The organism is Owariibacterium komagatae (assembly GCF_045865535.1).
Lineage (GTDB): Bacteria > Bacillota > Clostridia > Oscillospirales > Ruminococcaceae > Ruthenibacterium > Ruthenibacterium komagatae.
Window position 1 is genome coordinate 1336651 of record NZ_AP031406.1, and the last position, 22917, is coordinate 1359567.

Below are 22917 nucleotides of genomic sequence, written 5' to 3' on the forward strand. Positions count from 1 at the left end.
AATAGCATGATTACTGGCGCAATTCTCAGAGACAGCATTCTCTCCGGCGCGAACAACCTGGCCAACCAGCGCGCTCGCGTGGACGAATTGAACGTTTTTCCCGTTCCGGACGGTGATACCGGAACCAACATGAGCATGACCATCGGCAGCGCCCGGGCGGAACTGGAAAGCCTGGCAGACGACTGCACGGTGGAAACCGCATCCAAAGTGGTGGCCAGCGCCATGCTGCGCGGCGCGCGCGGCAACTCGGGCGTCATTTCCAGCCTGTTGTTCCGCGGCTTTTCCAAGGCTCTGAAAGAAAAGAAAACCGCCAGCGCCGCCGACTTGGTCGCCGCTCTGCAAAAGGGCGTGGAAGGCGCGTACAAGGCAGTGATGAAGCCCACCGAGGGCACCATGCTGACCGTGGCCCGTGTGGCCAGTGAAGAGGCCGCCAAGGCGGATGCTTCCGCCATGACCGCCGCCCAGATGTGGGAGCTGATCTGCAACGCCGCGCAGACGGCGCTGGACAACACCCCCAACCAGCTGCCCGTGCTGAAAAAAGCCGGCGTGGTGGACGCGGGCGGCCAGGGCCTGATGTGCATTTTCCTGGGCATGCTCAGCGTAATGCGGGACGGCAAGTTCATCCAGCTGGAAGAAGCTCCCGCCAAAAAGGCGAAGCTGTCTACGGACGGCGCGGACAAAGGCGTGTATACCGATGATCTGATGACGGTGGAAGACATCGTGAACGGTTACTGCACCCAGTTCCTGGTAAACAAAAACGAAAATGCGTCCAGCGACAAGCTGCGTGCCTTCCTGGAGTCCAACGGCGACAGCGTGGTCGTCATTGAGGATGACGAAGTCATCAACTGCCACGTGCACACCCAGGACCCGGGCAAGATCATCAGCCATGCGCTTCAGTACGGCTATTTGACCAGCTTCAAAATCGAAAACATGCACGAGCAGTTCCTGGCCCGTCAGAAACAGGGTGCCGGCCTGCGCAAACAGGCTCAGGCGGAAGCCGATTCTCCCGCCAATGAGTTCTCTTACGCCGCCGTGGACCAGAGCCGTGACTTCGGCTTTGTGGCCGTAGCCGCGGGCGACGGACTGAAGGCCATCTTCGCCGATCTGGGTGTGGATGCCGTTGTGTCCGGCGGACAGACCATGAACCCCGCCACCGAAGACATTGTGGCCGCCGTTCAGAGCGTGCCCGCCAAAACCGTATTCGTTCTTCCCAACAACAAAAACATCATCATGGCGGCGGAGCAGGCCAAAAAGATTGCTGACCGCGCCATCGTAGTGCTGCCCACCCGCACCATTCCCCAGGGCATCACCGCCATGCTGAACTTCGACCCGTCCCTGTCCGCGGACGAGAACAATGTGAACATGATGCAGGCCGCCGACCATGTGGCCACCGGCCTTGTGACGTTCGCTGCGCGCGATTCGGACTTTGACGGCAAGAAGATCAAAAAGGGCGAGATCCTGGCTTTGGAAAACGGAAAGCTGGTCGCCACCGGCACCGACATCACCAAGACCACCTATCGCCTTGCCCGCAGCATGTGCAAAAAAGACACCAGCTTTGTGACCGTGATCTCCGGCTGCGATGTCAGCGAAGAGGACGCGGAGCGCACCGCACAGATGGTTCAGGCCAAGTGCCCCTCCGGCATCGAGGTCACGCACCTGGTGGGTGGTCAGCCCGTTTATTACTACATCATCAGCGTGGAGTAATTCTCTGCTCTGCAAAACTGCCAAGCGCCGCCAAAGTGGCGGCGCTTTTTCGTAAATCGAAGGGAGGGCCGGCATGGACATCCGTTATCTCAAGGGCGTAGGCGAAAAACGGGCCGCACAGCTGGCCAAACTGGGAATTTTCACCGTGGACGATTTGCTGGGCTTTTATCCCAGGGACTATGTGGACTACTCCCGCCCATACCCGGTTGCCAGCGCGCCTTATGACGTAAAATGTGTCGTCCGTGCTACCGTATACGGCAAGGGCGCCCTCACCCGAATTCGGGGCGGCAAGCAAATGGTCAAAATCCTGGCCGGAGACGATACCGCCGGTTTATCTCTTGTATATTTCAACAATCCGTATATTTCTCAAAAATTGGAAGTCGGCACAGAATACTGCTTTTTCGGAAAAGTGGGCGGTGGATTCGCACAGAGGGAGATGGTCAACCCTGTAATGCTGACCGCAGAAGCCGCCAGTGCCACGCCTCTGGTGCCGGTGTATCCCCAGACCGAAGGAATCAACAGCAATTACCTGGCCAAGTGCATGCGGACCGCCTTTGCCGCCGCACCGGACATTCCGGAGCCTCTTCCGGCCTGGATGCTGCAAAAATACCGGCTGTGCCCCAAGGCAGACGCTGTGCGTATGATTCATTTTCCGCGCAGCACCGCAGAAATTGCCAGTGCACGGCGGCGGCTGATCTTTGAAGAACTGCTGGCGCTTCAGCTGGGGCTGCTGCTTTTGCGCAGCCGGGACGCCACCCTGACCGGCGCCCCCATGAAACCGGTGGACCTCCAGCCTTTCTGGGCGTCGCTTCCCTTTTCTCCCACAGGCGCTCAAAAACGCGCCGCGCAGGAGATCCTGGCCGATTTCAACAAACTTTCTCCAATGAACCGGCTTTTACAGGGCGATGTGGGCAGCGGCAAAACGCTGGTAGCTGCCGCCGGCATTTACGCCGCGTGGAAAAACGGGTACCAAAGCGCATTGATGGCCCCCACGGAAATTCTGGCGGCCCAGCATGCCGAAACCTTGAGGCGGATGCTGGAGCCCCTGGGCGTGCGAGTGGCTTTGTTGACGGGCAGCGTCAAGGGCGCCGCAAAAAAAGCAGTGCGCAAAGCCATTGCAGAGGGCGAAGCCGATCTGGTTGTGGGTACCCACGCAGTGCTGGGGCCGGATGTAGAGTTCCGGAAGCTCGGCTTTGCCGTAACGGACGAACAGCACCGCTTTGGGGTTCGCCAGCGCTCAGCACTGGCCGGAAAAGCCGACCATCCGCATTTGCTGGTCATGAGTGCCACCCCCATTCCCCGCACGCTGGGGCTTCTGATGTTCGGCGATCTGGACATCTCCATTCTGGACGAACTGCCGCCCGGAAGGACCCCCGTCAAAACCTATGCCATCACCGGCAAAAAGCGCGCGGATATGTATGGGTTTCTGAAAGCACAGCTGGCGGCCGGCCGCCAGGCCTATATTGTATGCCCTGTGATCGACGAAAGTGAGACCGATATGCAGTCGGTGACTTCCTATTATGAAGAGACCGCCCGTCCGCTTCTGGAAGGCTATCGGGTAGGGCTGATGCACGGCCGGTTGAAGGCGGCGGAGAAAAACGCCGTGATGCAGCAGTTCAAAGACGGCGAACTGGACGTGCTGGTTTCCACCACTGTGATCGAGGTGGGTGTGGACGTGCCAAACGCCAATCTGATCGTCATTGAAAACGCCGAACGCTACGGTCTGTCCGCCCTGCACCAGCTGCGGGGGCGCGTGGGGCGCGGCAAGGGAGAAGCGTACTGCATTCTTATCAGCGATCACACCGGCGAGGCAGTGAAAAAGCGTCTTTCTTTTTTGTGTCACACCACCGATGGATTTGCCATTGCGAAGTTCGACCTGGAGACGCGCGGCCCGGGCGACTTTTTCGGCAGCCGGCAGCACGGTCTTCCCAGTTTGCACATTGCCGATTTGATGGCGGACTCCAAGGCGCTGTACGCCGCCCAGCAGGAGGCCATTGATCTGGTGGCCGCGGACCCCGGTCTGCGCCAACCGGAAAACGCCGGCCTGCGCGCACTGGCCGAGGGGCTGTTCCGGGAACAGACAGCCCTCAACTGAATCTGACAAAGGAGACATGTCATAATGGAAATTCGAAGAGCCTGTGCAGCGGACATTCCCGATGTAGACCGTCTGCTGTTCCAGGTGAATCAACTTCATCATGAAGGCCGTCCCGACCTGTTCAAGCAGGGCGGCCGAAAATACACCCACGCCCAGCTGGAAACCATTTTTCTGGACGACACACGCCCCGTCTTTGTGGCAGCGGACGAAACCGGCCGGGTGCTGGGATACGCCTTCTGCATCTTTCAGCAGCATGTGGGCGACAACATTCTGACCGATGTGAAAACCCTTTATATTGACGATCTGTGTGTGGACGGAGCATGCAGAGGCCGGCACATTGGCCGCGCGCTGTACGACCACGTGGTGGCATTTGCCCGCGCCAGCGGATGCTACAATGTGACGCTGAATGTGTGGAGCTGTAACACATCCGCGCAGGCCTTTTATGAAAAATGCGGGCTGAAGCCCCAGAAAACAGGGATGGAACAAATTTTATGAAGCGACTTCTGATGCTGATGAACCCCTATGCGGGTACCCAACAGGGAAAACAATATCTGGCCGACATTTTGGCACTGTTCTTCGAGCGGGGCTATGAACCGCTGACCTTCGTTTCCCATAAACCGGGCGATTCCACACGGCTGGCCCAAACCTACGGCTCACAGGTGGACCTGGTGGTATGCGCGGGCGGCGACGGTACGCTGAACGAAGTTCTGACCGGTCTGATCACAGCCGGGTGCCAAACGCCTGTGGGCTACATTCCCTGCGGCTCCACCAACGATTTTGCCAGCAGTCTTCATCTCTCCCGGGATATTCTTGAAGCCGCTCGGGACATTATGGACGGCCGTGTGCAGCTGCTGGACGCGGGCAAGTTCGGAGACCGTTATTTCTCATACATTGCCTCTTTCGGGGCCTTTACCCGGGTCTCCTATGCCACGCCGCAGCACATGAAAAATCTTCTGGGGCATTTTGCCTACATTCTGGAAGGCATTCGGGACATCGGCGATCTGAAACCCCGCCACATCCGTGTGGCGAGCGCGGAGACATCACTGGAAGGGGATTATCTGTTCGGTGCGGTGTGTAATTCCACTTCCGTGGGCGGTCTGCTGAAGCTGGACCCCAACGTGGTGGATCTCTCCGACGGGCAGTTTGAGGTGATTTTGCTGAAGCAGCCCGCCAACCTGCTGGAGCTGAACGACTGTTTGTGGAAGCTGAATCAGCAGCGATACGACACACCCATGGTGGAATTTTTCCGCACCAATCGGGTGATGTTCCACACGCCCGGCGCGCCGGACTGGACGCTGGACGGAGAGTATGCACCGGGTATGGAACAGGTGGAAATCGTCAACATGCACCATGCCTTCCGCCTGATTGTGAATGATTAAAAAAGAAGGGCACGGCTTTTGGACCGTGCCCTTCCTTTTATTTTGTTTGAAAAGGCGCCGGGCTGCCGTGCCCATGACATCAAGCGGCAGATGACGCGCCCTGCGATGTAATCTCCGTCACTGAAAGCGGCAGCTGATACACAAATTCTTCTCCGCTTTTATCCGTTGCAACCAGTTTAAAATACAGCGGCTCAGCCAAAGGATCGAACTCCGTTTTCCAAACCGCATCGGGTCCGGATATTTTTCCCAGGTCTCCGGCGACATTGACGCAAGCGCCCGTCTGGTCCACCACTGAATGGGACAGAAGGACCTGCTCTTCCCCACCGGATCCCCAGTAAAATGTCGCGGAACAGGAAGTGACCTCAGCCGGAAAGAGTTCTTTGGGAGTCAAAATTCCCCCGTAAAACACTGTTTCTTCGCTGCTTAAAACGATCACTCCGTTGGAAATGGAAAACTGTTCATTCTCTCCGCTGAAAGAATAAACGCGCAATTGTTCCGGCTCTGCTTTTCCGCACCCCGCCAGGACCAGCACAAGAAGGACGAACAGCGCAGCCACTTTTGTTTTCATTGTATGTTTCTCTCCCCGATTCCCTGCTGTCCGTTGCGGCAGCCGGATTCTTTGAGCACAAGTTTAGCATAAAGCGAAACAGAAATCCATCCTGAAAGAAAAACATCCCGCGCAGAGTCTTCTGCGCAGGATGTTTTGTTTTAATTCTGTTATCTGGGGGAACACCGTTCTCAACGACGGCGCACCCGCACCGGAACTGGTACCGGCTGGCGCCTGCCCCAGAGCAGCTGTGCGAGAATATCCCAAAAAGTACCGTTCATACAAAGCCCTCGCTTCCTGATTCTCATGTGGAATTCGATGCTTTGATTGTATCTGTTTTTCCCGCCATGCACCGTGACAAAGTCACTCAATCCAAAAACTGAATGCAGGCTCCCAGCACGCCCGCGCCAATGTAGCTGCTGAGCGTGGCGTCGATTTCCCCTTCCCAGAAATGTTCGGGCCGGGGGAAAGCAGCCTTCACCTTTTTGGCCAGTTCCGCCATCTCCTGCGGGACTCCGCCGTTGGCCACCGCCAGGTTGTAACGGGTATGGACGCCCGCATGCCGCTGCAGCATTTCCACCAATTTCGGCTGCACTGCTTTGCGGCCGCGCACTTTGGCCACGCTGGAAAGCTGACCGTCCGAAGAGAAGCCGATGATGGGCTTGATGTTCAGCATCGTACCGGCCACCGCAGTGATCTTACCGATGCGGCCGCCTTTCTGCAGATACTCCAGCGTATCCACCGAAAAGAAGGGGATCGTGTTCTCTAGAAGACGCGGCACACGGCGGTCCGCCAGCTCCTGCCAGCTCATGCCGCCCTGAATGTCTTCCCAAGCCTGCAGCAGCGTGCTGCCGATGCCCAGGCTGCCGCTTTGCGAATCAAACACGCGCACTTCCAAATCCGTCCGCTCCTGGGCGTGCAGGCGGATCAGGTTATAAGTCCCCGAAAGTCCCCCCGACAGATGAACTGCCAGCACTTTTTCATACCCCCGCGCCGCGATCTGGTCCAGCACCGCATCCACTTCACCCCCGTCGGGCAGCGAAGTGCGGGGCATCTCGCCTGCGCACTGACGGCGGTAAATATCCTGGGCGAAAATGTCTACGCCGTCGGAAAATTCTCCGTCTTCGCAGCGGATCTTCAGCGGCACCACAAAGATGGGTTTGCCTTTTCGCTGTTTTTCACTTAAATCCGCACACGAATCCGTCAAAAGTGCGATTTTTTCCGGATTGTGGGCGAAACGTGCTTTTTCAGTTGACAAACAAACCACCTTACCTTACTATAATATATCAAACCATTCCATATCACATAACATTGTTATGTGATTGTTATTATAAAATTTTCCCGCGTTACTGTCAATAAGCGAAAGGGGAATTTTCATGAACGAATACACGGAACGCCGCCGGCTTCAGGCGCATGAAACAGAACAGGCCATCCTGCGGGCAGCGATGGAGCTTTCCCGCGAACAAACCTTTGACAAGGTTTCGGTGCGGGATATCTGCAAAAAGGCGGGCATTACCACCGGGGCATTTTACCATCATTTCCGCTCCAAGGACGAATTGCTGAGCCGCGGGTTTGCCTCGCTGGATGCCTGCATGGAAAACGCGCTGCGCGGCCACGAGAACGACCCACCGGAACAACGGCTTCGGCTGATTTTGTGGAATTATGCTTCCTTTATGGAAGACCTTGGATGGGAACTGGTCGCCCGTTATTACCAGCAGCGAATGGGGGCGCCGTCTTTTCAGTCCATGGACTCGCGCCGGTTTACTCTGCGCGCGCTGCTGAAATGTCTGACAGACGCAGAATGTGAGCACAAACTGCTGCCCATCCAGACGCCGGAATGGATCGCTCAGTTTTTATTCCGCCATTTCCGGGGCGTTGTGGTGGACTGGACCATCAACCGGGGAAGTTATTCGCTTCTTGAAAAGCTGGAGCAGGATTACCGCTTTTTTGAGGGCATCTTTCAGGCGGAGAAACAGGCGGGCAAATTGTAAAAGTTTTTTCACAAATCTGTTCCGCGCCGCGGGGAATGGTATAATAAGAATAATTCGAAACTGTTGTGACAGGAGGCTGGTTTCTTATGTTTTGGGAGACCTCCAGTACCATTGCACCCGGAAACGGATTTTCTCTGTTCTCTGCAACGCACCTTTGCTGGCTGGCTGCGGCGGCGATTCTTTTCTTTCTCGCGGGGCGCTGGTACCGCGGCGCAGATGAAACCGCGCGCCGCCGGCTGCGGATTCTGATCGGGATCCTGCTGATTTGTGACGAACTGGCAAAAGACCTTTCCACACTTGCCACGGGCCGGTTTGAATGGGCGTTTTTACCATTTCATCTGTGCAGCATCAACATCTTTGTGATTCTTGCTCATATTGTGCGGCCCGATGACGTAAAAAGCGAGTTTCTGTATGCGCTGTGTCTGCCGGGAGCGCTGGCCGCGCTTCTGTTCCCGTCCTGGTCTTCGCTGCCCGCCTGGAACCTGATGTGCATTCACAGCTTCTCGGCCCACATTCTGCTGGCACTGTACCCCATTTTACTGTTGTGCGGCGGATACCGCCCTCATTTTTCCCGCCTCAAGCCGGCGATATTCCCCTCGCTGGCCATTGTATGCGTGATTTTTGTTTTAAACAAAAAACTTTGTACCAATTTTATGTTTCTGAACAACGGCGGGTCCGGAAATCCGCTGGCCTGGGCGGAAAGTATTCTGGGAAATCCCGGCTACCTGCTGGCGCTTCCCGTTTTGATCGCGCTGGTGTGGGCCGTCATGTATCTTCCTTTGGAGGCCGCGCGGAGAAAGCGTGCCGCCTGAGTTTCTTTTTTCAAAAAAGCCCCTGCCCGAATTCGGGCAGGGGCTTTTGCATCGTTATTTAATCCAGTTCTTTCTCATAGCTGAGAATCTCTCCGGTGGATGCGTCTACTTCATACGAGTATTCCGTGCGGTCCACGTCCCATTCCAGCTCATACACAGAACGTCCGTCATCATAGTCCAGTTCCACTTTCAGGCGGGAAATGTCCGTCTGTGCAAGGCCCGCGTGCGCCAAGGCTGCCGCCAGTGCCTCGTCCTGGGTGATCTGACCGGACTGCGCGCCGGACTGAGCCTGACCCGGGGTATAATATTCCGCATCCTGATCAAAGGACAGGATCTCCCCGGTGTTGGCGTCAATGTCGTAGTCGTATTCCGTGCTGTCTTTGTAGAACTCCACTTCGTACTCCAGGCGGCCGTCGTCCCGGTCCAGCTTCACGTGCACAAAGGTCACGTCCGCCTCTGTCAGGCCCGCATGCTCCAAAGCGATTTTCTTGGCCTCTTCTTCACTGATGCTGCCGGAGGCCGCGGTGGAAGTCGCGGTGCTCTGTGTATCCGTGCGGGGCGTTACCGTCCCCGACGGAGAAGCGGCCGGCGCCACCGCAGATTCCGAGGAAGCCGTGGTCGAACCCGCACAACCCGCCAGAAGCGCGCCCGCCAATACCAATGCCACCAGTCCGATTTTTGTCTTTTTCATATGGTCATTCATCCTTTCTGTGAGAGGGTGTTTTTTGTTTCTGGCATTAGTATAGCCGGTCAAGATTAAAGGCTCATTAAAGTTTTGCTCTTTTTTAATTTTTTTGCGGCGACCGGGAAAGTGTGAACGTAAATGCCGTTCCCTGCCCCGGTTCACTGCGGACACACACGCTGCCGCCGTGGGCTTCGGCGATCCACTTGACCATGGACAGGCCCAAGCCCGCGCCCTGCGTACTGCGGGCCGGGTCAGCCTGCCAGAATCTGTTCCAGATCTTGTCCAGGTGCTCGGGTGCAATGCCGATGCCATTATCCTCCACCACGCCGGTCACGGTGTCCTCATCGCCGGTCAGCGTCAGGCGCAGCCAGCCGCCTTCCCGCCCGTATTTGATGCCGTTCTCCAGCAGATTGATCAGCAGGCGCATCAGCAGGGTCTCGTCCCCCTGCACCACCAAACCCGGCTGAACGGAAGTTTCCACGGAAATGTGGCGGGCGTCCGCCGTCTCTTCCATCTGTTCGGCCACCAGCTCCGCCAGCTCGCTCAGGTCCACCTGTTCCCAGTGCAGTTTCTGACTGCCGCCGGCTGTGCGGGCCAACATCAGCAGCTGTGCGATCAGCGCCGCCATTTTTTCCGCCTGATCCAGCACGCTGCGCAGGGCGGCGCGTGCCTCGTCCAGCGTTTCGGCGTTTTCCAGCGCATCTTCGCACTGGGAAATCACAATGGCCGTGGGCGTGCGCAGTTCGTGCGATGCGTCGGATGCAAACTGCTTTTCCGCTTCAAAAGCCGCCTGCAGCCGCTGGAACATCCGGTCAAACTCGGCCGCAAGCGCATAGATTTCATCCCGCCCCTCGCCCAGGGCAATGCGCCGGGACAAATCGTTTCCTTCGCTGATCTCCCGGGCGGTCTGCGCAATGCGCCGCACCGGCCGGAAGGCGTTTCGCGCGATCAGATATCCGCCCACCGCCGCCAATACCACAAAGAACGGGAAAACCACCAGCGCCAGACGCAGCATGGCGCGCAGCGTGGAATTGACGTCATCTGCCGAGGACACGCCCCGCACCCACACAACGCCGTATCCGTCGATCTCGTGCCGGGCGTCGTACACATACCAGTTATTCTGCATGGTGCCCACAGCACGCATCCGCCGGTCTGAAAAAGCGGACGTGTTGTCGAACTGCCCCGGAACAGCACCGTACAGCGGTTCCCCCGCCGCAGTATAGACGGACAGATAGACACCGTCCTGGAAATACTGCAGCTCTTCGCGGATCTCCAGCCCGCCGTCAACCGCTTCCATGGCAGAACGGCTTTCCTCCACCAGCGTGACCATGCGGTCCCGGGTGGCCAGCCGGGCGGACTCGCCGCCCGCGTAGAACAGAAGCCACAGCGCCACGCCTGCAAGCATCCCCATAAATAAGGTAAACCAGAGGGTCACCTTCAGCCGAATGGTCATCCGCTTCATGCGTCCACCCGCAGTACATAGCCTGCACCCCGCACGGTGTGGATCAGCTTGGGCTCAAAGCCCTCGTCCAGTTTCTTGCGAAGATACCGGATATACACATCCACCACGTTGGAGCCTCCCTCATAATCATAATTCCAGATATGGCGGCTGATCTTTTCCCGGGAAAGCACCACGCCGCTGTTGCGCGCCAGATATTCCAGCACGGCAAACTCCTTGCTGGAAAGTGTCACGGGCCGGCCCGCCCGCTCCACGGTGCGGCCTGCGCAGTCCACCACCAGGTCCGCAATCGTGATCACGTCGCTGACCGCGCCGCTTTTGCGGCGCAGCAGAACGCGCAGCCGCGCCAGCAGTTCATCAAAGGCAAAGGGCTTCACCAGATAATCATCCGCACCGGCATCCAGACCAATGACCCGGTCCTCAATGCTGTCCCGCGCGGTCAGCAGCAACACCGGGGTGGTGTTGGAAGCGCTGCGCATCCGGCGCAAAACCTCCAGGCCGCTGATGCCCGGCAGCATAATGTCCAGCACCAGCGCGTCGTACTCTGCGCCCGGCAGATGATCCAGCGCGTCGCGGCCGTCCACACAGCTGTCCACACTGTATCCCGCCGACTTCAACCGCTTCGTCAGCAACCGGTTCAGTTCCGGCTCGTCTTCCACCACTAAGATGCGCATGGCATTTCCTCCTCCGTCGCATAGGTTTTGAGGTTATTATACCATGAAACCACACCGTGCGACAGACGCATTCACCCCAGCGCCACATCCATGACCATCATGATGACAAAGCCCAGCAGAACGCCCCATGTCCCCGCGCGGGACGTCTCGTCCCGCCGTGCCTCGGGGATCAGCTCCTGGGCCACCACATACACCATGGCGCCTGCGGCAAAACTCAAAAGCCAGGGCATCAAGGGCTCCACCCAGCCCGCCGCCAGCACCGCCAGAATGCCGCCCAAAGGCTCCACTGCTCCCGACAGGGCCCCGCCCGCAAAACTTTTCAGCCGGGACGCCCCCTCTCTGCGCAGCGGAAGAGCGATTGCGGCTCCCTCTGGGAAATTCTGCAGGCCGATTCCCAGTGCCAGAGCGGCCGCCCCCGCCGCCTGCCCCGCGTCCTGCGAGGAAGCCGCCAGCGCGCAGGCAAGGCCCACCGCCATGCCTTCGGGAATGTTGTGCAGCGTAATGGCCAGCACCAAAAGCGCCGTGCGCCGCTGGCCGCTCTCCAGCTGGCGCCTCACCACCAGCGGGCGCAGTGCGTCCAGCGACACCAAAAACAAAGCGCCCAGCAAAAAGCCGCCTGCAGCCTGTACCCAGCCTGACTGGCCCTGTTCCACGGCCCGGTCAATGGCCGGCAGAAGCAAACTCCACACCGAAGCCGCGGTCATCACCCCTGCGGCAAAGCCCAAAAACACGCGCTGGAACACCGGTGCGATTTCTTTTTTGAAGAAAAACACCACGGCGGCTCCCGCTGCCGTCATCAGACAGGTGAAGCCTGTTCCCAGCGCCGCCATCTGTACCGGTCCCATATTCTTTCCCCCTTTTTTGCGCTGAAACGCAGATTCGCTCCCCACGCCCTGCGGGCGCACGGGGCCTGTTGTCACGCTATGCATCCGGCGCGGAAAAGGTTCCTGAAAATCAATCTTGACAATCCCGTTTTGGTGCGCTAATATATTGAATATTGTGTAAATTTGGTGAAAAAACGAGTTCAATTCAGTTTGAGTGGGAGCATTATGGTCGAGCAAATCTTGGTCCTGAAGGAAGAAGCGCAGTTTTCCGCCGGCAGTTTTCAACGCATGGAGTGGAAGGACGGACGCCTTGCACTGATCTGCGAACAGGGAGAAACCGTGCGGGGAAGCTATACCTCGCCGGAATACCGGGCGGTCGCTTTTGACGAGCTGGTTGTGTCCTGGAACGCTGTGGTGCCGGACGGATGCACGCTGGAGGCATTTGTGCGCGTGCAGGCCGCCGAGCAGTGGAGCCACTGGTTCTCCTGCGGAAAGTGGAGCGTTTTCTCCGCCCGCGCCAGCGCACCCCAGCAAAGCGAAAAGGGCCTTTCCATGCGGGACGGTATTTTGAATGTGGACGTGCCGGGCGGCGCCGACCAGTTTCAGCTGCGGCTGGAGCTGACTGCTCAGCCGAACGCGGCAGCACCTTCCGTTTCGCTGCTGGCCGCCTCCATTCATTCCCGCAAAAGTTCCCGGGAAGGCGGTGACCCGGTGCAGCACCGCATTCTGCCCGCACCGGCCTACTCGCTTTACACACGGGATTCCCGCCTGCACGCTCTTTTGGCAGACCCCTGCACGCTGACCATGCTGGCCAACCGCTGGGGCGCTGATGTTCTGCCGGAAGAAGCGATGTATGCCTGCTATGACAGCACTTCGGAGAACTGCTCCAACCCGGGCTTTGCCGCCGCATTTCTGGGCTGCTACGGTCTGGAAAGCTATGTGGTATACACTGACTGTGCCGGCCTGAAAAAAGAAATCAAGAACGGTTGTCTGTGCGCGGTTCGCCTGCATTCCTCGGAGGGTGAAGAGCAGTATCGCTCGGTGGTGGTGCGCGGCTTTGAGACCGACGCCGACGGCTGCGAGTTCGTATTCGTCAACGACCCCACCGCATCGGAGGACGCCGCCACGGAACAGCGCTGGCCTCTTGCGCAGCTGGAACAGCTGTGGAGCGGCATTGCCCTTTTGTCCCACGGGCGGCCCGACAATGGCGTGGTGTGCGCCCCTGCCCGTTATGCGGGGGAACTGCGTCCCACCCAGATCCCCGGTGAATATGCGCTGTACTTTCGCGGGGAACGCCACAGCCTTCCCACAGACCTGTGCATGCGGGACGGCCGCTGCACGGCCACGGTATGCTACACCATCCGGGACGAACACGCCTATGCTACCACCGCGCAAAAGCGTTTTTACTATACGCACGTGACCTCTTCCGGACATGTGTGGCTGGACACGACCAACATGCCTGCCGGCACCCGGCTCACGTTCTACCTGATCACCGACCGGGGACAAATGGTGACGGCCGGTCTCACACTCTGAAAATTCGCATAAAAAAAGAAGCCCTTGTTACAAGGGCTTCTTTTTTCTTATGCAAACTGTGCCAGCACAATGGCTACGAACATCAAAATGCAGCCCAGCAGCTCCTTCATGGAAAGCGTCTCGCCCAGAAGCAGCCAGCCGAACAGCACGGCGAACACCGATTCCAGACACAGGATCAGCGAAGCCACTGTAGGGTCGGTGTCTTTTTGCGCCACCACCTGCAGCGTATAGGCCACGCCGCAGGACAAAAGGCTCGCATACAGAATGGGCGCCCAGGCGCTGAGAATCGCCGGAACGGACGGTGCCTCAAACAGGAACATGCACACCAGAGACAGGGCACCCGCCACAAAGAACTGGATGCAGGACATGCGCACGCCGTCCACTTTTTGCGAAAAATGGTCAATGATCAGAATGTGGGCCGTAAAGCCGAACGCGCCCAGCAGCACCAGAACATCGCCTTTGGAAAGGGCCAAACTTCCGTCCATGCACAGAAGGTACATGCCCACAGCCGCCAGCGCCACACTGCCCCACAGCAGTTTGCCCGGGCGCTTGCCGGCAAACAGACGGCACAACGGCACGAAAATAACATACAACGCCGTGATGAAGCCCGCTTTGCCCGCGCTGGTATACTGAATGCCGAACTGCTGCAGTGTGGCCCCTGTAAACAGTGCAACACCGCACAGGCATCCGCCCACCCAAAGGTTTTTATCCGCGCTGCGCCAGCCCAGGCGCACATGACGCATTTTGTCAAACAGCGCAATGCAGGGAATCAGCACAATTCCGCCCAAAATCATTCGAATGGTGTTGAAGGTAAACGGTCCGTTTTGCTCCATGCCTGCGCTTTGGGCCACAAAGGCGGCGCCCCAGATCAGCGCGGTGAGCAAAAGCAGCAAATTTCCCTTCCATTTTTTGCGGTTCAAATTCAACACTTCCCATCTTCACACTTGCGCCGCCCCCGGGCGACAGCCTTTTTATTATAGCAGATGAAAGCGCCGGGCGGTACCCCCTTTTCCTTTCACAGTTGTGAAAAACGTGGTATACTGAGAGCACTTTCCCCAGGAGGTGTGTGTTATGAACCGTTTTTCGCTGCGGCAGGCCCGCCCGGAGGACCTGGCGGACATCGCCCGTCTGTTTCGGGATACGGTGTGCACGGTCAATTGCCGGGATTATTCGCCCCCGCAAATCGAAGCCTGGTCCGGGCGCTGGCGCAGTCTGACACAGCGCCAAGACTTTTTGCGGGAACTGCACACGCTGGTGGCCGTGCAGGACGGCGTTCTGATGGGATACGGCAACATTACTGCCGGCGGATACCTGGATCATCTGTACGTCCGCCGGGACGCCCAGGGCCAGGGGTGTGCCACCGCTCTGTGTGACGCGTTGGAGGCCTTTGCCCTGGCACAAGGCGCCAAAGCGATCACCGTACATGCTTCCATCACGGCCCGGCCTTTTTTCGAGCACCGGGGATACCGCGTTCTGGCCCGGCAGACCGTGCAGCTGGACGGCGTGGAACTGTGCAATTTCCGGATGCAGAAAGATGTTTGCTGATAAAAAAGCACGCCCCTTCCGCAACAGCGGAAAGGGCGTGTTCTCTTTTTGACAGAAAAATTCGCTCAGCGCCCCACTTCGGACAGGCGCAGGCCCTCGTTGTGCTCCAGCGCCCAGTCAATGTTCCAGGGGCTGGTAAACAACAGCAGACGGCGGCCTTTGAAGTCTTCAACGCGCCGGGTGTCGCTGGTCAGATTCAGAGTCTTGGGATCCAGGTCTTCGTTTTCGATCCAGCGGATATAGCTGTACGACAAATCGTTGCGGCGAATGTCCACATTGTACTCGTTCTTCAGCCGGTATTCCAAAACCTCAAACTGAAGCACGCCTACCACGCCCACAATAACTTCTTCCATGCCGCCGCCCAGCTCTTTGAAGATCTGAATGGCGCCTTCCTGGGCGATCTGCTCCATTCCCTTTACGAACTGTTTGCGCTTCATGGTATCCACCTGGGAAATCCGCGCAAAGTGCTCGGGCGCGAAGGTGGGAATGCCCGCATAGGCAAAGGGCACTTTGGCTGTGGTGATGGTATCTCCGATGGAGAAAACGCCCGGGTCAAAAATGCCGATGATATCTCCGGCAAAGGCCTCGTCCACCGTTTCGCGCTCGGAAGCCATCAGCTGTGTGGACTGGCTGAGCTTGATTTTTTTACCGCCCTGCACATGATAGACGTCCATGCCGCGCTCAAACCGGCCGGAGCAAATTCGCATGAAGGCGATGCGGTCCCGGTGGGCCTTGTTCATATTGGCCTGAATTTTAAACACAAAAGCGGAAAAATCCTCCGAGCAGGGATCGATCTCTCCCCGGTCGGATGTGCGGGGAAGAGGCGGCATGCTCAGGCGCAAAAAGTCCGCCAGGAACGGCTCCACGCCGAAGTTGGTCAGCGCCGAACCGAAAAACACCGGTGTGAGCTTGCCGTGGTCCACTTTATCCTTGTCAAACTCGTAGGCGGCGCCGTCCAGCAGCTCGATGTCGTCTTTCAGCGTGTCGTGCAAAGGTTTTGTCAGCAGCTGATCCAGGTTTTCATCGCCCAAATGCGCCTCGATCTTCTGGGCCTGCTGCGTGCCCACCTTGCCCACATTCTGGAACGCCAGAATCTCTTTGGCATTGCGGTCGTACACACCCTTGAAATCCTTGCCGGAGCCAATGGGCCAGTTCATGGGATACGTCTCAATACCCAGCACCTGCTCGATCTCTTCCAGCAGATCAAAGGGATTGCGCGCCTCACGGTCCATCTTATTAATAAAGGTAAAAATGGGAATGCCGCGCATGGTGCACACCTTGAACAGTTTCTTGGTCTGCGCCTCTACGCCCTTGGCCGCGTCGATGACCATGACGGCGGAGTCTGCCGCCATCAGAGTGCGGTATGTGTCCTCAGAGAAGTCCTGATGGCCCGGCGTGTCCAAAATATTGATGCAGTAGCCGTCGTACTCGAACTGCAGCACCGATGAAGTGACGGAAATGCCGCGCTGTTTTTCAATTTCCATCCAGTCCGACACCGCCGCGCGAGCGCCTTTTTTTCCTTTTACAATGCCCGCCTGCTGAATGGCGCCGCCGTACAGCAGCAGCTTCTCCGTCAGCGTCGTTTTGCCCGCGTCCGGGTGCGAAATGATGGCAAACGTACGCCGTTTCTGAATCTGCTCAACAAAATCTTTCACGTTACTCCTCCCATGGCTCAAAACCGGCCAATGCATGTGCGGCTGCCGGGCAGCCGTTTGTTATTGTATGTCATTTTCCGCCGCAATGCAAGGGCGGGACCTTAAAAACTCCTGTACCGAAACGATACAGGAGTTTTTTCGCATTTGAACGCCGCGCTCACTGTTCCAAAGCAAGCCCTGCGCTTTGATATTTCAGAGAGTAATCTCTCTGTCCGGCCAATGCGCCCAGCGCCGCATCCAAACGGCGGCACACGCACGCCGCGTTGCCCGCGTCGTCCATGGGCATCAGCATGGCAAACTCATCCTTGCTGTACCGGGTGAACACATCGCTTTTGCGAAGCGTGCACAAAATCGCCTCTTTCAGCCGTTCCATGCCGTCCTCCAGCGCATTGCGGGGCAATTCGTGGCCCGCGCCATCCCGCAGCGTGACCAGAACCACGCCCACCACCTGCCGCTTGCGCAAAGCCATGCGCGCCATCAGTGCATAGGTGTGTTTGAACACTTCATAATTGCAGAAATAAGCGCCCCGGGGCGGATTTTCCTGCCGCGCGCTTTGCAGCAGATCGCTGCACACCACGCCGATATCCTGCGCGGGGCGGTCTTCCTGCCCCGTGGCCTGCCGGCGAATGGTCTCGGTCTCCTGCGACAGCGCAGCGCCCTGTCTGCGCTCTATCGCGCGGGCGTCGCGGCCGTAGATTCGGGCCAGTTCTTCATCCCGGCCCAGCTTCTGCAAAGCGCGCATATGCCACAGAAGGACCGTCTCGTCTTCTGCTTCAAAGCCGTGGGTCCGCTGTGCCGCCTCGGCCAGTTCTTCCAGCCGCTGCGCAGCCCAAAGCGCTTCAAACAGCGCATAACTGATTCGCAGATACATCTGGCGGCACTGGATGGAAGGCGCCACCATCCAGATGCGGCTGCTGAGCGTTTCCGGCACAAAGCCGCCGAACGCCCGGTGGGCTGCCAGCAGCGCGTCCGCCCGCTCGCTTTCGGGCGCGTTCTTCGCCTTTTCGCACAGGTGCAAAAACGCGTTCAGGTCCACACACACCTGCACATTCTGGTCAAAACGATATCCGCCGTTTTCAAATACGATGGTGGATTCTTCTGCACCAGCCGCATTCAAATCCCGTCGAAGAGCATAGACCGTGTTTTTCAGCACGTTGGCCGGGTCGGTCAATTCCCCCGGATTCCACAGCTGATTCAGCAGCTCACCCGCCGGGACCATCCGGTCCGCATGCAATGCCAGATAATACAAAATCTGCCAGGGTTTGTTCAGCTTTTCGGGTTCCTGAAACACGGTTTTTCCGTTGACGGAAACACAAAGGCCGCCGAGCATGGCGACATTCAATTGACCTGCCACAGACGGCGACCCCCTTTTTCTCTCAGTTACATCTATTATATTACATCCTGTTATGTGCCGTCAAATCTTTTTTCCCTTCAAACACAAAATGATGGCCGCAGCAGAGCGCCGCAGCCATCATTTTGTGTTTTAACCTTCGCTGGTCGCTGTCTGCGTCTCGGGCTGAGACTCCTGCAGCGTCAGGCTGACTTCTACCATTTGTTTTCCGCGTACCACCTGAACTTCGATGGTATCGCCCACTGCGTGTTCGTCCAGAATGCTGGTCACGTCACTGGTGGTGCTGATGGCGTTTCCGTCAATGCTCACCAGCAAATCGCCTGCTTCCAGGCCCGCTTTGTCGGCCGCGCCGCCCTCATTGACCTGGACGATATACACGCCCATCTGAGAGACGCCATACTGCATGGCCGTCTGCATATCGGTCACTGCCAGCACGGACACGCCCATAGCCGGACGGCCGGTGACATATCCGGTGGTCATCAGGGACTCCGCTACTTCCATAGCGGTATTGATAGGAATGGCAAAGCCCAAACCTTCCACATCGCTTCCATCCGATTTTGCGTTCACAATTCCGATCAGCTCGCCGCGCTCATTGAACAGGCCGCCGCCGGAGTTGCCCGGGTTCACAGCCGCATTGGTCTGCAGCAGGCTCATGGTCTGATTGTTCACGGTGATGTCACGATTCAGTGCGGAGATAATGCCGTCCGTCACCGTACCGCCCAGGGTACCCAGAGGATTGCCTACCGCCAGAGCAAACTCGCCGACCTTCAAGGTATCCGAGTCGCCGATGACCGCCGGGGTCAGGCCGGTGGCTTCAATTTTCAGAACTGCGATATCCGTTTTGCTGTCCGTTCCCACCAGAGTGGCATCGTACTCGGTCTTGTCAGACAGGCGAACTTTGATGCTGCTGGCTCCTTCAATCACATGGTTGTTGGTGATGATGTAACCGTCTTCCGAAATAATCACGCCGCTGCCTGCGCCGCTGGTCACATACTGACCGAAGAAGTTGCTGTAGGAAACGGTCTCTGTAGTGACCTCCACCACGCTGGGGCCGACCTTTTCCGCAATTTCTTCCACGCTCATGCTGGCTGCGTCCGTAGGCGTTCCGGTGCTGCTGGAACTGTCGCTGGAGTCTGCCGGGGCTGCCTGATAGATGACGGTTTTGCCGCCGTTGTTGGCCACCATGCTGCCCACATATCCGCCGCCGAAACCGATCGCGCCGCAAAGCACCAACGCCAGAACCCCGCAGGCAATGCGCTTTCCGCGGCCATTGCCCGGTTTGTGAGGGGGCTGCATTCCCATCGGTGTATAGGGCGGCTGTGCACCCGGCATCGGGTCGGGCTGTGTGCCTCCAAAGTTGTTATTTTCGTTCATAGGCGCGCCGGATTGGGGGGCGCCGTTCGGATCATTTTGATAACGGTTCGAATAATCGAATTCCCAATTGTTGTTCATGATACATCCTCCTTTTCTGATGCTGATCATATTGTACCTGTATGGTATGAAAAAAGTATGCCAGGGTTGTGAAAGAACGGTGAAAGTGCGGGGTAAAAAAACGGACTTTTTCCGGGTACGCACCGGGTTTGAGTGACCATATTCAGAGCGTCGATTGAATAAAAACAGCGTTTGAGCGCCTATCTGCTGTCTTTCTTAGGAAAATCCTTCTGATTTCTTTGGAAATTCTTTCGTTTTTCGTGCAGGTGTTCTTAGGGTTTGCTCTATACAATAGAAGCAGCAAACAGGAATGGGGTGTGTATTTATGACGGCTGGAGAATACGAAGCGATGGTTCGTCAATACGAAAAACTGGTGTACACGGTATGCTATCAGCTGGTACGCGATGTCCATACGGCGGAAGACCTGGCGCAGGACGCGTTCCTTTCCGCCTGGCTGCACCGGGACGACTGCCGGCCGGACGCCCGCAAGGCCTGGCTTTGCCGCATTGCCGTCAACAAGGCCAAAGACTATCTGAAAAGCGCCCACTGCCGGCACACACAGGTGACGGCCGACGAAACGCTGCGTCTGTTTTCCGACACAGCCCCCGGACCGGAACAGCTTGCCGAAGACCGGGACGCCGCCCGGCGTGCGCTGGAAAGCATCCGCACCATGGACGGCCCGTACCGGGATGTGTGCACCGCCTATTTTGTTCAGGAGCGCCCGGCTGCTCAAATCGCGCTTCAGCTGAACCGGCCCGCACGCACCGTACACACACAGATTTACCGTGCGCGCGCACGTCTGCGTTCACAGCTGGCAACCGCATGAGCCGTGTGGTATACTGAGAGACGGCGACCGGGGACGCTCCCGGAAAAAACTGCATCGGGAGGACATTTATGGACGCACACATTCTGGTTGTGGAAGACGATGACGAGATCCGCAACGCCATCGGCATTTATCTGGAGAATCAGGGCTATACCGTTCACAAAGCAGAAAATGGAGCGGCCGGCCTGGCCGTTCTGGAACATCAGCAGATCCACCTGGCCATTGTGGATATTATGATGCCGGTGATGGACGGCATTACCATGGTGATGAAACTGCGGGAACAGCATGAATTTCCGGTGATTTTTCTGTCCGCCAAATCCGAGGACATCGACAAGATCACCGGTTTGAATATCGGTGCGGACGACTACGTCACCAAACCTTTTGTCCCACTGGAACTGCTGGCGCGGGTTCGTTCTCAGCTGCGCCGGTACGAACGCTTTTTGAAACTGGCCGGGCAGGCCCAGCAGCCGGCCGAGCGCTGCTATGTCATTGGCGGGCTGGAGCTGAATGAAGACGCTGCCACCGTCTGCGTGGACGGCGCCCCCGTCAAAATGACGCCTTTGGAATTTAAAATTCTGGCCCTTCTGATGAAGCATCCGGGGCGGGTCTTTTCCGCTGAGGAAATTTACGAGCGAGTGTGGAACGAACGCGCGGTCAACACAGACACCATCATGGTTCATGTGCGCAACATCCGCGAAAAAATTGAAATCGATCCGCGGAATCCCAAATATTTGAAGGTGGTGTGGGGCATTGGATATAAAATCGAAAAAATTTGATTTTCTTCGGGTGCTGCTGGCAGTTCTCATTCCGCTTGTGGTCGTATTCTTCTTTTCACAGATGTTTCCCTATTTTGAGAACACGATGGAGAAAAACACCACAGACAGCTTTCCGCCGGTGGATGCGCTGTTTTTCAGCGGCTTTTCCTCGCTCTATTCGTTGGTTCTGGCGGTCAGCGTGGCAGCGGGTGCGTTTTTTGCCATCTTCCGCCGCTTAGGCGTAGGCCGTGGCGTCTGGAGAAAACTGCCTTTGGAAGGACATATTCTGCTTCTCTCCTTTATTCTGTCAACCCCCTGGTCCGTGGCCCAGATTCTGGTGGGCATCTTTGATGGCAGCTATGCACAGGACCTGCAGCATATTTTCTCCGCATCCGAACCCATGGAAGCGGAAGTTGATTTTCTTCTGGGCGTGTTTCTGTACCTTTTCTTTTTGTGCATGTATCAAACCGGAGCCGTGCTGATGGCTGCTTTGCGGGACGGCATTTTGCCATACCTGCGCCGGCACAGCCTGATCGTGCGTCTTTGCGCATGGACCCTGACCCAATGCGCAGCCGGCGCCGGTGCCTCGGCGGCAGCGCTCCGCCGTTTTTTCCATCGCCTGGGGCAGGTGGACCTGAGCGCTCCCGTGGAAAAAACGCTGCTCAAATGGTTGTGTGTCAACTTTCTTCTGGTCGCAGTGTGCTGCTGCCTGTGGTATTTTGGCGTGGCCGGCGGAATTCTTTATTCCATCGTGCTGTTTTTTCTGCTGCGCAAGTACATGCGCAACGTTCAGCAGCAGTATAACCAGCTTCTGTCTGCCACACAGCGCATGGCCGGCGGCGACCTGCACACGCCTGTGGAGGGCGATTTGGGTATGTTGAACCCTTTGCGGGACAGTTTGAACGACGTGCGCGCCGGATTTGAAACCGCGGTGGAAGAAGAAGTGCGCAGCCGCAACATGAAGACGGAACTGATCACCAATGTCTCACACGATTTGAAAACCCCGCTGACGGCGATCATCACCTATGTGGACCTGCTGAAAGACCCCTCTCTCAGTGAAGAAAAGCGCGCGGAATACGTTGCCACGCTGGACAAAAAAAGCCAGCGGTTGAAACGTCTGATCGAAGATCTGTTCGAAGTGAGCAAAGCCACCAGCGGAAACGTGCTGATGCATCCCGAGGCGATGGATCTGACCGCACTTTTGAAACAGGTCCAGTTTGAAATGGGCGACCAGCTGGACGCCTCGCCCATTGATTTCCGCTGGCAGCTGCCCGCCGAAAAGGTTCCCGTGGTTCTGGACGGCCAGCGCACCTGCCGCATTTTTGAAAACCTTCTGGGCAACATTTTAAAATACGCCATGCCCGGCACGCGCGCCTATATCCATCTCGAAACCGAAGCAGACCAGGCAGTTGTAACGATGAAGAACATCTCTTCCAGCGAATTGACGTTCGACCCGTCCCATATCACCGAGCGCTTTGTGCGGGGAGATGCTTCCCGCAACACCGAAGGCAGCGGCCTGGGGCTGGCCATCGCGCAAAGCTTTACCGAGCTGCAGAACGGTCATTTTTCCATCGAAACAGACGGCGATTTGTTCAAAGCCATTGTTTGCTTCCCGCTGACGCCGGATACACCGCATTCCTGACAAAAAAAGCAC

The 22917-nt window shown here is 57.4% G+C and carries 21 protein-coding genes; 11 read left to right on the forward strand and 10 right to left on the reverse strand.

All coding sequences use genetic code 11. From position 1 onward, the window contains the following. The first annotated feature begins 6 nt into the window (after positions 1-6). The 4 genes from ACKTS9_RS06695 to ACKTS9_RS06710 all read left to right on the forward strand — a co-directional run bounded on the left by ACKTS9_RS06695 (position 7) and on the right by ACKTS9_RS06710 (position 5178). On the forward strand, positions 7-1704 hold the full coding sequence (locus tag ACKTS9_RS06695) for a DAK2 domain-containing protein (RefSeq protein ID WP_349215473.1): 1698 nt from the start codon (positions 7-9) through the stop codon (positions 1702-1704). A 73-nt stretch (positions 1705-1777) separates the two neighbouring features. Next, on the forward strand, positions 1778-3799 hold the full coding sequence (gene recG, locus ACKTS9_RS06700; RefSeq protein ID WP_349215475.1) for an ATP-dependent DNA helicase RecG: 2022 nt from the start codon (positions 1778-1780) through the stop codon (positions 3797-3799). Between the two features lie 24 nt (positions 3800-3823). Next, positions 3824-4294: a GNAT family N-acetyltransferase gene (locus tag ACKTS9_RS06705; RefSeq protein WP_349215476.1), complete on the forward strand. Its 471-nt coding sequence runs from the start codon at positions 3824-3826 to the stop codon at positions 4292-4294. Then, the gene (locus ACKTS9_RS06710; protein ID WP_407879756.1) at positions 4291-5178 is read left to right on the forward strand and encodes a diacylglycerol/lipid kinase family protein; all 888 of its coding nucleotides are present in this window, start codon (positions 4291-4293) and stop codon (positions 5176-5178) included. The genes ACKTS9_RS06705 and ACKTS9_RS06710 overlap by 4 nt, the downstream gene beginning before the upstream one ends. 79 nt (positions 5179-5257) lie before the next feature. Here the strand turns inward: ACKTS9_RS06710 and ACKTS9_RS06715 are convergent, their stop codons facing one another. Beyond that, the gene (locus ACKTS9_RS06715; protein WP_407879758.1) at positions 5258-5746 is read right to left on the reverse strand and encodes a hypothetical protein; all 489 of its coding nucleotides are present in this window, start codon (positions 5744-5746) and stop codon (positions 5258-5260) included. 346 nt (positions 5747-6092) lie between these two features. Beyond that, positions 6093-6983: a DegV family protein gene (locus ACKTS9_RS06720; protein ID WP_407879760.1), complete on the reverse strand. Its 891-nt coding sequence runs from the start codon at positions 6981-6983 to the stop codon at positions 6093-6095. Between the two features lie 118 nt (positions 6984-7101). Between ACKTS9_RS06720 and ACKTS9_RS06725 the strand changes: the two genes are divergently transcribed. Next, positions 7102-7716 carry a TetR/AcrR family transcriptional regulator gene (locus ACKTS9_RS06725; protein ID WP_349215482.1) on the forward strand — a complete coding sequence of 205 codons (615 nt, stop codon included), beginning with the start codon at positions 7102-7104 and terminating at the stop codon, positions 7714-7716. An 86-nt stretch (positions 7717-7802) separates the two neighbouring features. Continuing rightward, on the forward strand, positions 7803-8528 hold the full coding sequence (locus ACKTS9_RS06730; RefSeq protein ID WP_349215483.1) for a YwaF family protein: 726 nt from the start codon (positions 7803-7805) through the stop codon (positions 8526-8528). Positions 8529-8586: 58 nt separating this feature from the next. On the opposite strand, the gene ACKTS9_RS06735 is transcribed toward ACKTS9_RS06730, so the two are convergent. The 4 genes from ACKTS9_RS06735 to ACKTS9_RS06750 form a co-directional block, all read right to left on the reverse strand. After that, on the reverse strand, positions 8587-9219 hold the full coding sequence (locus tag ACKTS9_RS06735) for a PepSY domain-containing protein (protein WP_349215484.1): 633 nt from the start codon (positions 9217-9219) through the stop codon (positions 8587-8589). A 94-nt stretch (positions 9220-9313) separates the two neighbouring features. Beyond that, on the reverse strand, positions 9314-10675 hold the full coding sequence (locus ACKTS9_RS06740) for a sensor histidine kinase (RefSeq protein WP_349215485.1): 1362 nt from the start codon (positions 10673-10675) through the stop codon (positions 9314-9316). Then, a complete protein-coding gene (locus ACKTS9_RS06745; protein WP_349215486.1) occupies positions 10672-11346 on the reverse strand; it encodes a response regulator transcription factor in 675 nt (224 codons plus the stop codon). The genes ACKTS9_RS06740 and ACKTS9_RS06745 overlap by 4 nt, the downstream gene beginning before the upstream one ends. A gap of 71 nt (positions 11347-11417) precedes the next feature. Then, positions 11418-12191 (reverse strand): ZIP family metal transporter, encoded by a 774-nt coding sequence (locus ACKTS9_RS06750; RefSeq protein ID WP_349215488.1) that lies wholly within the window; start codon positions 12189-12191, stop codon positions 11418-11420. Positions 12192-12395: 204 nt separating this feature from the next. Here ACKTS9_RS06750 and ACKTS9_RS06755 point away from each other — a divergent pair, with 204 nt between their 5' ends. After that, positions 12396-13703, forward strand: a complete 1308-nt coding sequence (locus ACKTS9_RS06755; RefSeq protein ID WP_349215489.1) for a hypothetical protein — start codon at positions 12396-12398, stop codon at positions 13701-13703. A 47-nt stretch (positions 13704-13750) separates the two neighbouring features. Here the strand turns inward: ACKTS9_RS06755 and ACKTS9_RS06760 are convergent, their stop codons facing one another. Then, positions 13751-14623 (reverse strand): DMT family transporter, encoded by an 873-nt coding sequence (locus ACKTS9_RS06760; RefSeq protein WP_407879765.1) that lies wholly within the window; start codon positions 14621-14623, stop codon positions 13751-13753. 151 nt (positions 14624-14774) lie between these two features. On the opposite strand from ACKTS9_RS06760, the gene ACKTS9_RS06765 reads away from it, so the two are divergent. Next, entirely contained in the window at positions 14775-15248 is a 474-nt protein-coding gene (locus tag ACKTS9_RS06765; protein WP_407879767.1) for a GNAT family N-acetyltransferase, read from the forward strand. A 65-nt stretch (positions 15249-15313) separates the two neighbouring features. On the opposite strand, the gene ACKTS9_RS06770 is transcribed toward ACKTS9_RS06765, so the two are convergent. The 3 genes from ACKTS9_RS06770 to ACKTS9_RS06780 all read right to left on the reverse strand — a co-directional run bounded on the left by ACKTS9_RS06770 (position 15314) and on the right by ACKTS9_RS06780 (position 19706). Next, entirely contained in the window at positions 15314-16903 is a 1590-nt protein-coding gene (locus tag ACKTS9_RS06770; protein ID WP_407879770.1) for a peptide chain release factor 3, read from the reverse strand. 157 nt (positions 16904-17060) lie between these two features. Then, positions 17061-18257: a winged helix-turn-helix domain-containing protein gene (locus tag ACKTS9_RS06775; RefSeq protein WP_407879772.1), complete on the reverse strand. Its 1197-nt coding sequence runs from the start codon at positions 18255-18257 to the stop codon at positions 17061-17063. 129 nt (positions 18258-18386) lie between these two features. Next, on the reverse strand, positions 18387-19706 hold the full coding sequence (locus ACKTS9_RS06780; RefSeq protein ID WP_407879774.1) for a S1C family serine protease: 1320 nt from the start codon (positions 19704-19706) through the stop codon (positions 18387-18389). Positions 19707-19995: 289 nt separating this feature from the next. Between ACKTS9_RS06780 and ACKTS9_RS06785 the strand changes: the two genes are divergently transcribed. The 3 genes from ACKTS9_RS06785 to ACKTS9_RS06795 all read left to right on the forward strand — a co-directional run bounded on the left by ACKTS9_RS06785 (position 19996) and on the right by ACKTS9_RS06795 (position 22905). Beyond that, the gene (locus ACKTS9_RS06785) at positions 19996-20511 is read left to right on the forward strand and encodes an RNA polymerase sigma factor (protein WP_407879776.1); all 516 of its coding nucleotides are present in this window, start codon (positions 19996-19998) and stop codon (positions 20509-20511) included. A 68-nt stretch (positions 20512-20579) separates the two neighbouring features. Then, entirely contained in the window at positions 20580-21284 is a 705-nt protein-coding gene (locus ACKTS9_RS06790) for a response regulator transcription factor (protein WP_349215499.1), read from the forward strand. Further along, entirely contained in the window at positions 21259-22905 is a 1647-nt protein-coding gene (locus ACKTS9_RS06795) for a sensor histidine kinase (protein ID WP_349215500.1), read from the forward strand. Before ACKTS9_RS06790 ends, ACKTS9_RS06795 begins: the two co-directional genes overlap by 26 nt. Positions 22906-22917: the final 12 nt, after the last annotated feature.